Origin of the sequence: Streptomyces amakusaensis, assembly GCF_039532665.1 — a bacterium.
Lineage (GTDB): Bacteria > Actinomycetota > Actinomycetes > Streptomycetales > Streptomycetaceae > Streptomyces > Streptomyces amakusaensis.
On sequence record NZ_BAAASB010000010.1, the window covers coordinates 20,768 to 33,879 of the forward strand.

A 13,112-nucleotide genomic window follows, 5' to 3' on the forward strand; every position below is an offset into this window, starting at 1 on the left:
GTTGCCGATCGCCTCGACGCTGGACGCATGCGCCCTGGCGGGATCGTTCGTCGAGCGCGTGGGGCAGTTCGTAGAGACGTCCCGCACCACCCTGTCCGATGTGCAGTTCACGTGGCAGTCCAGGTCTGCGCCGGCACGCGAGACAGACGCCGGGCAGCTTGCGTCTGTGGCGGCCAGGCTGGAAGGCCTGCTCGCCCGGCTGTCACACATCACTGATGAACTGCGCCAGGCGGTGGGGGCGGTCGCTGCGGCGGGCCTGCCCGCTGACCGCATGGCCACGGCCGCCGAAGAGGCCTCCGATCTGGTCTTTGACGTCCAGCAGGCGCAGCGGGAGTGGTTCGGGTTCACGGATGACGAGGAGAAGGAACCCGTCGGCATCAACACGGTCCGGCTTCTACGGATCACGCTCGACCGGCTGTCTGTGCTGTGCCGGTCGGACCAGGCGCGCGCAGCGGAGGCCAAGGCATGGGTGCTGCTGGGTGAAGCAGGGCAGGGCAAGACGCACCTGCTGGTCGATGCCACGCGCCGGGCGCTTGAGGCCGGGCGGCCCGCGGTGACGGTTTTCGGCGAGCTGATGGCGGCCGAGGACCCGCTGACGGAGATCGCACGGCAGCTGGGTCTGGGCGATGTGCCGCACACCGTACTGCTGCAGGCCCTGGATGCCGCAGGAGCTGCGAGCAACACACGCTTTCTGCTGATGATCGACGCGCTCAACGATGCGGAGGAGCCGGGCAGATGGCGCAGCCGGCTGCCGCAGCTGTGGGCCCAGGCAGCACCGTACGACCACGTGGCAGTGGTGGTCTCGTGCCGCACCTCCCTCAAGGACGTAGCGCTGCCGGCCGACCTGTCGGCTCACCATGTGCCGTGCACGGACCACCCGGGGTTCGCCGGGCATGAGGTGGAGGCACTGGAAAGCTACCTGCAAAAGGCGCCCTCGGCGCTGCCGCGCACACCGCTGCTCGCGCCAGCCTTCTCCAACCCCCTGTTCGTGAAGCTGTACTGCGAGAGCCTGGAGGCACTGCCGGAGAAGCAGCGGGGCATCGCCGCCCGCACCCAGCACCGCAGCGCGGTCTTCGACAGCTTCCTTCAGCGCAGGGCGCACCAGATTGACCTGGCGCTGCACCTGGATGCAGGTGAGCGGGTCGTACAGCGCACGGTGAAAGAACTGGCCCGGCAGATGGGCAGGGCGGGCCGGGAAGTCTTGCCCCAGCAACAGGTACGGGAGATCGTCACACCATTCGCCGCGCACCTGACCCAATGGCCAAACACGCTGCTCGGGCAGATGGTGGCGCACGGAGTGCTGGCCAGCGAGCGCTTCCACACGGTCGGCAGCCGGCCAGAGGCCGGATACGGGTTCGGATACCAGGCCTTCAGCGACGACCGCATCGTCGACGCGATGCTCGCCGAGCACGCCGCCGAGATCGCGGCCGCCGCCTCAAGCGGCATGCTGGCCCCCGACTCGGCGCTGCGGGCCTGGCTGGAGGCAGCTTCCCCGAACCTGGTGGAGGCGGCCACCGTACTGCTGGCCGAGCGCACCGGCCGCGAGTTGATCGACCTGCTCGGCGCCGGCCAGGACGCCGACGCCCCCGACGGCCACGGCGGGCGCAGCAGGTTCGCCCTGTACGTGAGCCTGGTACGCACGCTGGCGCTGCGCGATGCCCGGAGTGTCAGCGAGCGGACCGCCGTCCTGCTCGAGCAGGCGGCCGACCACTTCGACCTGGCCCCGATGGTCATGGAGGCCAGGCTGGGTGTGAGCGCTCAGACGGGTCACCTCCTCAACGCCGACCGTCTGCACCGGACACTGTGTGCGATGACGCCGGCGGACCGGGACGTCACCTGGGGCCTTGCCATCTACGACATGCTCGATCAGCCCGGGGCACTGCACCGTCTGCTGCGGTGGGCCGAGCAACTGCCCACCCCGCCGCATCTGCGCCTCGCCGCTGCGGCGGCCGCGCCGTGGACGCCGCGGCGCGCGGGCAGCACCGTGACGGTGGCAGTGCCCCATCAGCCCCCGGAGCCGGAGGTGGTGCGGCTGGCCGCCACCACCCTGGTGTGGACGCTCACCTCGTCCAACCGTTTCCTGCGGGACCGGGCCACCAAGGCCCTGGTGCAGTTGCTGCTGGACCACCTGAGTGTCCTCACCGCGCTGCTGGACCAGTTCCTTCACGCCGACGTCCGCCTGGTCGATGACCCTTATCTGTTCGAGCGGCTCGCCGTGGTGGCACACGGCGTGGTGGCCCGCACCCGCACAAGCACCGGCCACCAGGCCGTGCTGGCAGGTGTCGCCACACGCCTGCTCGCCCACGTCTACGGCGACGTCACGTCGCCCGCCCACGCCTCCGCCAACGCACTGCTGTGCGACGCCGCCTCCCGCGTGATCCGGGACGCCTTCGCTGCCGGACTGCTCTCCGAGGACGACGCCGCGCGCTGCGCCCACCCACACCCCTGCCCCGAACCCGGCCAGGCACCCGACGAAGCGGCCATCGACGCCCTCTACCCGTCGCGGGACGCGGACGGCGAGCGGCTGTGGGGAAGCCTGCGCGCCTCCCTACTGGGTCTGGCGGACTTCGCTGCCTACGAAGTCAAGCCGGCCGTCCGCACCTTCAGCGAGCTGCCCCTGGCCACGCCCGCCCCGGCACCCGCCTACCAGCGGCGCGACCAGCCTCCAGTGCTGGTGCCCGACCGGGTACAGGCCTTCACCCAGAGCCTGCCCGCCGATGTCCGCGACGTGCTGGGCACACCCGAGGCGACCGCACGGCTGCTGGCCGAACCCTGGCGGGCCCGGCGTGTGCTGACCGGCGAGCAGCACCAGCTGCTTGAGCAGTGTGCGCAGCCGCCGACCAGCCAGGAGCAACTGGCAGACATGCCGGTAGACAGGGACTGGGCCAGCCGCTGGATCTTCGACAACGCCGCGCGCCGCGGGTGGAGCCCCGAACGGTTCGCCGCCTTCGACAACGTCCGCGGCGGCGGCCATGGCCGCGAGGGGCACAAGGCCGAACGCGTCGGCAAGAAGTACCAGTGGCTGGGACTGCACGAGCTGGTGGAGCGCCTGGCCAATCACCGGCACGTGATCCAGGCCGACGCCGGTGACCCTGCACGGTATCCGGGTGCCGAAGCGCTGCTGCTGATCGACATCGACCCCACCCTGCCCCCCGCCGCGCACCCGCTGTCCCCGGCTGCCCCAAGCCCGAGGGCGCGGCCATGACGGACTCCGCTCACGCCACCTTTCCCCCCGCCCCTCTCGACGGGCGGTGGAATCCCCCGCCGCCCGTGCTGCCCGACTCCGACCAGCTCGCCGACTGGCTGCAACACGACATTGGGCTGCCGATCTGGGCCGGCTCGCGGTACGCGAGGATGACCAAGGTCAGCAGTGGGTCGTCCTGTATGAGTCCGCCGCGGACAGCGTCGGCGGGCCCGACGGGGAGTGGACGGGGCAGGCCGAACAGTGGCATCTCATCCACAGCTGGCTGCTGGATGCCGCCCATTACCAGCCCGCCATGGACTTCCTCGCCTCCCGCACTCTCGTGGGCCGCTGGATGCCCGAAATCCCCTCCCGGCACGGCATCTACCTCGCCGACCTCCCCCAGCACCCCCTGGAGGGCGAGGACCGCGACCACGAAATGCGGTTCATCGACTACGGCGCCGACACGGACGACGACACCCCAACCCCGGACTCCTCCAGCCCCGCGCCGCAGCCTCCCACCCGCCCCCGGCGCAGGCCTATGACCCCCGACGACCTCACCCAGGCAAACGAGTACTTCGACCACCTCCTGGACGGCCTCGGCTACCGCGACGGCAAGGCCGCCACGCGGGAACAGCAACTGCACGAACTGGCCGGACACTGGAGCAAGTCACCGGACACCGACACCGCTCCCACGCCCCCTCCGCCCGCAACAGACCCGCGCGACACCGCCCGCGACGCCGACGGACAGCCGTTGCACGCGCTGCCGGCTGTCCAGGAGTACAACTGGAGCGCCAGCGGCCACGACTGCTCCCTGGACACCCCCGTCAACCTGTCCCTGCCCTCCTACCAACTTCTCAGCGGAGCAGACCTCAGGCGTGACCCCGACAACGGCGACTGGTACACCAGCGACGGCACCCGCATCATGCGCGCCCTGACCGGTCACAGGCCCACCGGAACCATCGACACCCTTCTGGCCCGCAGAGACTGGCTCGAACAACGTCTGCGCACCCTCAACGCCACCCTGATCCTGGGCCTGTTCGGCGAGCGCCAGCCCCGTACCACCGACCTCACCCGATGGCGCGAATACAGCCAGACGACCGGCCTGCAGCCCGGCCACGAACCGACCACCCAGAAACAACTCACCCGCATCAAGGTCAACCTCAACCCCTGACCTGCCTCACCCACCGCAGAACACGGCCCGCGCACGGCTCCCGGCCTGTGGCAACCCGCTCGCAGGACACAGACGGCACACCACAGGAGCCGAGCAAAGAGAAGCACGAGAAGGTCATCTCGTCACCGCGGCAAGTCCTTAAAGGAGCACCCGTGCGACCGCAGAACAGGGGTGCGATCCAAACAGGCACGAGCTCGCTAGGCTGCGTCGCAGCTGGCACTACGGCAGATCGGGGTATCGGTGGACCATCTCTTCACGGTCGACAAGGACAAGGCGGCCGCGGTCCCGTCCACCACGCTCGTACACGAGGGACTGCTGGAGCCGCAGCACCTGCAGGAGTGGGTCATTGCCCATCCCGAGGTGCTGGGCGACGACGTGCTGGTGATCACCGCGGAGTACGACCGCTGGGCCGACGCCGAGGGCGCACCTGCCCGGGACCGCCTGGACGTGCTGGCGCTGGAGGCTTCCGGGCGGCTGGTGGTCGTGGAACTCAAGCGCGGTCTGGCCAAACGGGACGTGCACCTGCAGGCCATCACGTATGCCGCGCTGGTCTCGCGGTTCAGCGTGGACACACTGGCGCAGGCCCACCAGGCGTTCTTGGCGGGGCGCGGGCAGCCGCTCAGCGTCGAGGAGTGCCAGCAGCGGCTGCTGGAGCATGTCGGCGAGGACTGGGACGTTGAGCTGTTGCGCCGTCCCCGCCTGGTCATCGTCGCGGAGGGTTTTCCCAAGCAGGTCACTCATAGCGTGGTGTGACTGTCGGAGATGGGCCTGGACATCGACCTGCTGGAGGTGAGTCTGTGGCGGGTGGGAGAGCAACTCGTCGCCGGTTTCAGCAAGGTCTACCCGACCCCGGAGGTCGAGGAATTCACCCTGGCGCCGGCGAGGGCCGAGTCCAGCGAGGTTACCCAGAAGCTGCAGGAACGCAAGCGTTCCCAGAATGCCGTGCACGTCTTGGTCAACACCGGGCCGCTGCCGGATGGCACACGGCTGCGTATGGTCCCCGACCACGGTGCATCAGAGGCCATGAAGGAACGCATCGCCGCGTGGGCCGGGGAGGATCCACGCCGGTCCATGGTCACCTGGCGCAACAACACGGCAAGCCCGCTGCAGTGGGACGCCGACGAGCAGTGGTACAGCGCCACGGGACTGGCCGAAGAGGTCTTCTTCCAGGTGACCGGTCGCAGACCCTCCGGAATCCAGGGCACCACCTGGTGGGTTCTCGACGCCGCATCGGTGCCTGGTGGCGCCGATCCCGGAAAGTGGGCCGACCTGAGCTTGGTCACCCTCTCGAAGAGAGTCGACACCCTGCTGCAGGACCTCGACGGCGGGGAGCCGGCGCCTGCTCCATGACGCCAGCACACAGCTGGCGGTCCGCGCCGAGAACCACCGCCTCCCCGCGCCGGACAGACGTCGAAGATTTTCGGCCAAAGACACGGCCCGCGCCGGCGAGCGGGGACCGCCGGCCCACACAGGTGGGCGGCCTTCGGACGTACACGGGCTTGCCGTCCCGGTGTGAATAGCCGATGCCGTGCCGGAGAAAGACGTCACTCTGACACAGGGGTGACCAGGGAAAGGGGCATGTGAGAGTGGTTCGTACGGGTGGCGCCGTGGCTGGCCGGTCGCGGCGGAAGAAGCCCTGGCGTCCGGCACAGCGGCTGGCGCTGTCGGTGCGATTCATCCGCGAGGAGTCGACCAGCTCCTACATCCGGCGTCTGGCGGATGCAAACGGGCATCCCCGACCAGGAGTTCTGGCCCATGTTCGGCACGCCGCTGCGCAAGGACGGCGTACCGGACGATCCGCGCTACCGCGAGGGGTATCTCAATGCGGCCGCACTGGACCGGCTCGCGGTGATGACGGGCCGCTCGGTCGGCGAACTGCAGTCCGCTCTGCCCAACCTGCGCACGAAACGGCTGCTGAACGCGGCGGGCGGACCGGCGTGGGACTGGCCTGGGACACCCGCGGCTGTTTCCTGGTGAGGATGTGCGAGATGTGCGCCCGTATCAAGGGCACGGCATGGGATTCCTATCTGGCCGCCGACACGACGTGGCAGGTCTGCGCCGCACACGGGCGGTGGCTGGACAACCGGCGCAACCCCGAAGCCGGGGCCATCCCGCTAGATGATCTGCGGGTGCGGTGGATCACCCAGGATCTGCCCGGGGAGGTGGCCCGGGAGTTGTTCGCCGCCCAGGACGAGAAGCAGCAGCTGGTGATCCTCGCCCGCGCGCTGGGGCATGCCTATTTCCGTGACGGGGGCCAGCGCGGCCGTGGACTGCACATCGCCTTCACCGATGTCGAGTTCGCCGATTTCTCGATCGGATGACCTTCCTGCCCTCCCTCGCCTACAAGACCGACGAGGCGACCGAACGCGGCGAATACGGAGACGGCACCAGCATCTATACCAGCCCCGCCGGAACCACCAAAGTCATCCGGCATGACAGAAAACCCGGCTGAGTCGCGGCACGATGCCTGTCACCACGACGGGGCGCTGGCCTGCGGCTCTGTCGGCGGTGAAGCGCCGTCTGCCGCCCGTGTCGCCAAGCGTCTGACCAGCAGCGGATCGCCAGACTCGGCGCTTCGGCTCACGGCGGTGGGCAGCCGCTTGAGCCCGGGGACCGGTCAGTAGGAGACGTCGAAGTAGTCGATGTCGGTGAGGGCGACCTCGAGTGCCTGGGCCCGGCCTCCGCCGTCCTTGAAGTACACCTCCTGCAGTCCTTCGGCGACGATGTCCCGCATCTGCTGGTCAGTGGCACCCTGCTGCTGTGCGTCGAACAATCGACGGGCGTAGACCGCAGGGAGGTGAACGGTCAGCCGGCGCATCCGGCCGTCGTCGGTGGTTCCGACCGGGGCGGTGTAGCCGAACCGGGCCCTGGTTTCGACGGTGATGCCGGTGGCGGTGGCCGCCTGCTTGCGGCGGCGCCCTCGGACCTTCGGCTGCCAGCGGGCGCGTACGGCCGTGTCGATCCGGTCCGCGATGGGCTTGGGCGGGTGTTTGCGCTCGCCGGTGCGGTAACGCTCCACCGAGCGCTGGCTGACGCCGAGCTCGGTGGCGACAGCCTTGGTGGTCTTCAGCTGCCCCACCAGGAAGTTGATGCGCGCTTTGAGGCTCTTGGGCGGCTGGCGGGTGAACGCTTCCTGATCGGCTCGCTCGATAGCGCCCTCAATCTCCCCCACCGGTCAGCTCCCGTCCGTGAACAGGCTGTGGCTGTAGCGCTGAGGGATCAGGCGGGCGTCGGCGGCCGGGGCGAGGTCCACGACCAGGTGCTCGCCCACACCGGAGGCCGTGGTGGCGTCGGGTGTGAGGTAGCCGAGGGCGCGCAGTTCGCCGACCGCCTTGCGGAAGGCGTCGCGGCCCTCGGCGGCCAGGCGCTCATCGCGGGTGAGGGAGATCAGTTCGCTGACCGTGGGGGCCTGGCCGGGGGTGTAGCCGGTGGCGAGTTCGGCCAGGACGCCGCGGGCGCGCCAGGTCAGGCGCATGTCCCGCATCGCCCGCGCCAACAGCGCCGGGTCATGGGCGGGCGGGGCGGTGGGAACGGGCCACTGCGGAGGCGCGGCGTCGGTGGTGGTCATCGGGTACGGCTCCTTCGGTGCGGTTGAGGTGCGCGCCGGCCATTTCGTTGGGACGGCGTCATGCCGGTGCCGGCGGTCGCGGGTCGCGGTCCTACTCGCCCTCGTCGAGGACGGCGTCGCCGCCCTTGATGTGGCGGGCGGGGTTGAGGCCCTTCTCCATCAGGTCCACGGCCCAGGACGTCTCCTGGACGCCCTCCAGCTTCGCCAGGCCCGGCGTGGGCCCGAGGCGGAAGCCGCCCGGCTGCGGCTTGCCCGAGGCGGCGTACGGGAGGAAGTCGAGCGGCGAGGCGCCGGGCGAGGGGTAGACGACGCAGTCGGAGAGCACGGCGAGGGGGTACAGACCCGTCATCTTCGCCATGTTCAGCAGCTTGCGGTGCATGTTGACCCGCGCCTTGGAGATGACGGCGGCGCGGATGTCCGGGCGCCAGGTCGGGCGCTGAAGGGCCGGCCACCGCTCGCCGTCCTTGTAGTGCTTGCCCTGCGGGCGCTCGCGCAGCTTGCCCACGCCCCCCTTCACCGTGGCTTTGATGGCCGCGAGGACTGCGGCCAGGGCCGGATCGACTTGCTTGTGCCGCTCCATCGCCGCGAGGAACTCCGCGTCCGACAGGTCCTTCGTGACGCCGAGGTCGGCGAGGGTGTCGACGTACGCGTTCTTCAGGCGGTCGTGCCACGGGTCCAGGTACGCGCCGGTCTCGCGGCGCAGGTACGCCTCGATCGGGTGCACGTCGTAGCCGAGCTCCTGGGCATAGGCGACGGTGTGCGTCTGGTACCAGGCCGGTCCCGTCGGCCGGGAGCCGTCCGGCGTGAACGGACTGGGCAGGCGCGGGTCCAGCTCGATGTGGCTGAGGTCGACCAGCCAGGAGCCGGGGATCTTCGGGTTGAACTTCGGGCCCACGAAGTGGTCCGGCGCGGACAGGCCGACCACCAGGCGGGCCGCGGCCGCGAGGAAGGCAGTGTTCAGGTCCAGGCCGACCGCGAAGGGCAGCAGGCACTCCTCATCGGTGAGCAGTTCCACCGACCGCACCCACTGGTACGCCTCCTCGTTCAGGAACCCGCCCGTCCAGCCGGCGTTCACGACGACGGGGTGCTCCGGAGTGGCCTCCGGCGGCGCCGGGTCCATCGGCTCCGTCCCCAAGCTGCCGGGGTTGTAGGCCGACACCCAGTTGCCGGTCCCTTCGTCGCGCTCCGGCTTCGTGGGCGGGCGCATGGCCGTCATCAGCTCCAGGCCCGAGACGGCCGTGGATCCGCGCGGGGTGATGACGCGCTGGGCGTAGACGCCGAGGACGCGGGCGATGTCGGCCGGCTCCATCTCGGCGACGCCGGGCCAGGACCGCTCATCGAGGGCGTCCCACGACAGGATCGCCAGCTGCACGCACTGCCGCTCGCGCCCCTGCGCCTTGCGGTAGATACGGGCCCACGGGCCGAACCCTCGCTGCGTGAGCTGCCACTTCGCCTTCGCCACCTGCTTCACGACCGGGTGGTCCTCCGGCAGGCGCAGCGAGCGGCGCTGCTCGTGGCCCTCCAGGCGCTCCGGCAGCCCGAGCTTCACCGCGGCCGCCGCCGTGAGCACGATCAGCGGATCGGAGTCCTTGCCGTACCGGTTGAGCTTCGGCGCACCGAGGCCGGACTCCCGCAGCGTCCACTCCACCAGCTCCGGGATCGTGGTCGCCGGGCAGTCCAGCACGATCCCGTCGACTCCGTACGCGGAGCCGTCACCGTCCAGCACTGCCAGCGGGCCGTGCGGGAACCGCGGATCGGTGGCGGGCGCGGCGGCCTTCTTCGCCGCCGGACGCCGAGACGACGTTGCCTGACGCGCGGCCGGACGGGCGAGGCGCTCCGGGGCGGCCTGGACGGCCGCGGGCGTCTCGGGCGCGGCCGGACCCGTGAACGTCTCCGGCGCCACCGGCTGCGGCGTGGCCACGGGGGCCGGGGCCGCCGAGGCGGCGGGGGTGCCGTGGGCGGGGTACTTCGCCGCCCACCCGTTCAGTAGCCGCTGGTACGCCTTCAGGCGCGGTCCCGTCGGCTCGCTCCTGCCGTTCTCCCAGTTCTTGATGCTCTGCGTCGACTTCAACTCCAGGGCCTGCGCGAGCCGGGCCTGCGTGATGCCAGCGGCCTCACGCAGACGGGCGCGCTCCGCCGGGGGCGGCAGCTGCGGCTCCTCCTCCAGCAGTGCGTCCACGCTGGCGAACAGCTCTTCCTCGGTAGTTGCCATGCCTGAACACTAGCAGCACTAACCCTCTCGTTTACCCCATTTATTTAACCCGATCGAAGGGATGAATGGGGGGTTGAAACGCGCGAAGGCCGCCCGGCAGTTGCCGGGCGGCCTTCGCGAAGTCTGAACCCTGGGCGTGTGGCCTGCCCCCTGCCGGGGGCTACCAGGGGCGAGTCCAGGGTCTTCCCGGACAGCGTACCCGTGCAGCGCGCCCAAGCGCAGGGCGATGCCGCGGCATGAGCGCCACGCCGAGCCGGTTTTCGTAGGGTGGCACCCATGACGGAGACCGACACTCTGGAGTTGCAGGAACTGCGCGCCCTGGCCGCCTACCGCACCCGCCAGGCGTGCGGCGAGGAGGCCGGCGTCCCGCACGACGAGGCGTACCGCCGCGTGTTCGGCGAGAGCAAGACGTGGGGTGCGAGGTGATCCGGCGCCCGGGTCTCTCCTCCTGACGGACGTCATTCTCTGGGGTCGAGGGCGCTCACACCTGTGCCGGTGCACTCGCACGGTTCAGCGAGAGGAGCGTGGCGCCGACCCCGGCGCTCGGCAAGGATCACTGACGCGGCCGGGTGCAGCAGGGCTGGAAGAAGCAGCCGGTCTTCTTGGCGGCGATGGCGTCGGCGACTGGGCCGGCGCTCGACCGGGACGTGCGGGTCGCAGTCGACCAGGTCGTACGCCTGCGCGTCGCCGCGGCCGGCGCACTTGCGGGCAGCCAGGCCGTGCGCCGGGCACAGGACGAAGGTCTCATGCGGCAGGGGCTCGCACAGCCGCTGGACTGTCGGCGAGCGGCGCGACGTCGACTGGGCCGGGTGAAACGCCCGTTCCTCCCTGGCTGATCGGCCGGCATCCCCGATGATGGAGACCGCCCGGGACGACGGATCAAGGGGTACGCATGGCGGTGGAGGCCGGCGCACGGCGGGAGGAGCGCGTCGCGGGGCGGGTATGGACGGTGCGCCTGGACCCTCACGGCCGCCCGTCCGCCGGCGCGGTGAGGCTCTTCTGCTCCCGCCCGACCTGTGCCGATGAGCGCTTCCCTGGCGGCGCCACTGCGGGGCGCAAGGCCGCGATCGGCCACGTCAACACGCACCTGGCCCGCATCCGCGAGGGCGGAGGGCCGCGCGGCGAAGCGTGGTGCGCCTGCCGCGCCGCCGACTGCGCATGGCACACCCCCGACTCCACTGCCGTACGGCGGGGCGGGGCGAACCCGGCGGCGGGGGCCGTCCGGTGCGGCGGCCCGGTGGTCCTGGCGGTGTACGCGGACCGGGCCGGAAGGCTGTGGCGGATCGCGGAGATGTGCGCGCGGTGCGCGGCCGCCACCCCCAACTGTCGTGTCCTGGACACCGCCCCGCCGCCGGCTCGCACCGCCCCGGCCGGGGCAGGTCAGGCATGGGGCAGCCCGGACACGAAGCCGGAGCCCGCAGGCGGCACGGTGGGCGACGGCGCGGCGGCGGTGTTCTCCGACCACACCTCCTCCCTCGCCGCCGACGCGGCTTCGGCTGCCGGGCCGGCTGCGGTCCCCCGCGCCCGCACCAGCTCACCGGCCCCAGCGTCCCGGCGGGCGAAGCAGTGGGGGAAGATCGCGCAGCGGACCGTGCCGCACGACCTTGAACCCGACGTCCTGCGCCTGGAGCTCATCGAACTCGGGGACGCGTTCCGCGCCTACCAGCAGCGCCCCGAACCCGACCTCGTCCTCCTTGCCGAGCTCCACGAGCGCAAGGCCCGCGCGTTCGCCCTGTGGGCCGACGTCACCGGCGACGGCTCCCTGCACCACGAGGCCAAGCGCGCCCAGAAAGCCGCGCAGACCACCCGCGAGATGCACGCCAACCGTGGCGGCCAAGCGGCCGGCGACACGGTCAGTGGGGACGGGCCGGTGGTGGAACGGCTGCTGACCCGGCAACAGGCCGTGCACGCCCGCAGCGTGCTGGACTACACCGCCGCCCACGCCCCGCGCCCGGAGGCCGAGGTGCGCCTGGCGGTGCTCATGCTCACCCTGAGAGCCGTGCGCGCCGGCACCGGGAACATCACCGGTCAGGACCTCACCGGCTGGCTCCACAACGACGCCGAACGGGTACTTGAGCATCTGGTCGCGAACGGGTGGCTGCGGCTGCCCGGCACCATCGCCGAAGTGATGGCCTCCCGGTCCGAGGACCCCACCGCCATCGCCGTCCCCACCCTGCTGCCCGAGCGGCCCCACCCGTTCGGCTTCGGCAAGACCACCCGCGCGAGGATCTCCGGCTGGACCCAGAAAGCCGTGGGCGACCGGAAAATCCGCAACAAGAAGGCAGGCGCCGCCACCCGGCTCCTGGCCCTGTACACCGCCGCCCACACCCGCCCCGACGGACGCCTCGGACCCGCCGAGGACGGCGGGCTGGATCTGAACCAGGTCGCCGCGTTCACCGCCCTGACCCCCGATCAGGTTGGCGAGCACGCCGGGCTGCTGGTCGCCGCCGACTGGCTCACCGAAGCCGACACCGCCGGGGGACGGCTGCGCGGACAGCTCACCGAACGCGTACTGCCGCTGGGCGGGCTGCTGTGACACGCCCCGCCCACCGTGCCGGCGGCCTCGCGTACCGCCACCCCGGGTACGCGCACACAGCAGCGGCGTCAAGGCCGTCCGGCGCATGGGTCTGCTCAGGCCGGTGACCACCACACGGCCCGCATCGGAGGTATGACCTGTGTCAGGACCGGATCTGCCGCCGGCGACCGCGCCGATGACCGTGGAGGCGCTGGTGGGGCGGTGGCCGACGGGGGCCGAGAAGGTGGAACTCGTCCACGGAGTGATGGTCTTCGCCGGCCATTTCGACGAACGGGACCTCGACCCGGCCCGGCGCACCTATCCCGGCCGCCGTCCCGTCATCAACGCCGACGGCGGCCTGGAGGTCCATCCGGCCGGTCCCGGCCGACCCGTCCCGCTCCTGGGCGATCCGCACCACTGCTGAAGTCGCCCCGTCGTCCCGGTGGCCGATTGCACCATGGC

The 13,112-nt window shown here is 71.1% G+C and carries 13 protein-coding genes; 10 read left to right on the top strand and 3 right to left on the bottom strand.

Annotated elements, in window-relative coordinates:
- Position 1 precedes the first annotated feature (1 nt).
- The 7 genes from ABD371_RS18970 to ABD371_RS19000 all read left to right on the top strand — a co-directional run bounded on the left by ABD371_RS18970 (position 2) and on the right by ABD371_RS19000 (position 6,807).
- Positions 2-3,205 carry an NACHT domain-containing protein gene (locus ABD371_RS18970; protein ID WP_344478493.1) on the top strand — a complete coding sequence of 1,068 codons (3,204 nt, stop codon included), beginning with the start codon at positions 2-4 and terminating at the stop codon, positions 3,203-3,205.
- Between the two features lie 292 nt (positions 3,206-3,497).
- Complete coding sequence (locus tag ABD371_RS18975; protein WP_344478496.1) at positions 3,498-4,355, top strand: hypothetical protein; 858 nt, start codon at positions 3,498-3,500, stop codon at positions 4,353-4,355.
- A 240-nt stretch (positions 4,356-4,595) separates the two neighbouring features.
- Positions 4,596-5,108 carry a hypothetical protein gene (locus tag ABD371_RS18980; protein ID WP_344478498.1) on the top strand — a complete coding sequence of 171 codons (513 nt, stop codon included), beginning with the start codon at positions 4,596-4,598 and terminating at the stop codon, positions 5,106-5,108.
- A gap of 9 nt (positions 5,109-5,117) precedes the next feature.
- Positions 5,118-5,705 (top strand): hypothetical protein, encoded by a 588-nt coding sequence (locus ABD371_RS18985; RefSeq protein WP_344478501.1) that lies wholly within the window; start codon positions 5,118-5,120, stop codon positions 5,703-5,705.
- A 405-nt stretch (positions 5,706-6,110) separates the two neighbouring features.
- Positions 6,111-6,332: a hypothetical protein gene (locus ABD371_RS18990; RefSeq protein WP_344478503.1), complete on the top strand. Its 222-nt coding sequence runs from the start codon at positions 6,111-6,113 to the stop codon at positions 6,330-6,332.
- A gap of 11 nt (positions 6,333-6,343) precedes the next feature.
- On the top strand, positions 6,344-6,676 hold the full coding sequence (locus ABD371_RS18995) for a hypothetical protein (protein ID WP_344478506.1): 333 nt from the start codon (positions 6,344-6,346) through the stop codon (positions 6,674-6,676).
- On the top strand, positions 6,673-6,807 hold the full coding sequence (locus tag ABD371_RS19000; protein WP_344478508.1) for a hypothetical protein: 135 nt from the start codon (positions 6,673-6,675) through the stop codon (positions 6,805-6,807). The genes ABD371_RS18995 and ABD371_RS19000 overlap by 4 nt, the downstream gene beginning before the upstream one ends.
- A gap of 165 nt (positions 6,808-6,972) precedes the next feature.
- On the opposite strand, the gene tpg is transcribed toward ABD371_RS19000, so the two are convergent.
- The 3 genes from tpg to tap form a co-directional block, all read right to left on the bottom strand.
- On the bottom strand, positions 6,973-7,527 hold the full coding sequence (tpg, locus tag ABD371_RS19005) for a telomere-protecting terminal protein Tpg (protein ID WP_344478511.1): 555 nt from the start codon (positions 7,525-7,527) through the stop codon (positions 6,973-6,975).
- Positions 7,528-7,530: 3 nt separating this feature from the next.
- The gene (locus ABD371_RS19010; protein ID WP_344478513.1) at positions 7,531-7,923 is read right to left on the bottom strand and encodes a hypothetical protein; all 393 of its coding nucleotides are present in this window, start codon (positions 7,921-7,923) and stop codon (positions 7,531-7,533) included.
- 91 nt (positions 7,924-8,014) lie between these two features.
- Entirely contained in the window at positions 8,015-10,135 is a 2,121-nt protein-coding gene (gene tap, locus ABD371_RS19015) for a telomere-associated protein Tap (RefSeq protein WP_344478516.1), read from the bottom strand.
- A gap of 276 nt (positions 10,136-10,411) precedes the next feature.
- On the opposite strand from tap, the gene ABD371_RS19020 reads away from it, so the two are divergent.
- From ABD371_RS19020 to ABD371_RS19030, 3 genes are all read left to right on the top strand, one after another.
- The gene (locus tag ABD371_RS19020) at positions 10,412-10,561 is read left to right on the top strand and encodes a hypothetical protein (RefSeq protein ID WP_344478519.1); all 150 of its coding nucleotides are present in this window, start codon (positions 10,412-10,414) and stop codon (positions 10,559-10,561) included.
- A 466-nt stretch (positions 10,562-11,027) separates the two neighbouring features.
- A complete protein-coding gene (locus ABD371_RS19025; protein WP_344478521.1) occupies positions 11,028-12,671 on the top strand; it encodes a hypothetical protein in 1,644 nt (547 codons plus the stop codon).
- A 139-nt stretch (positions 12,672-12,810) separates the two neighbouring features.
- Positions 12,811-13,074: a hypothetical protein gene (locus tag ABD371_RS19030; protein ID WP_344478524.1), complete on the top strand. Its 264-nt coding sequence runs from the start codon at positions 12,811-12,813 to the stop codon at positions 13,072-13,074.
- The last annotated feature ends 38 nt before the right edge of the window (positions 13,075-13,112 follow it).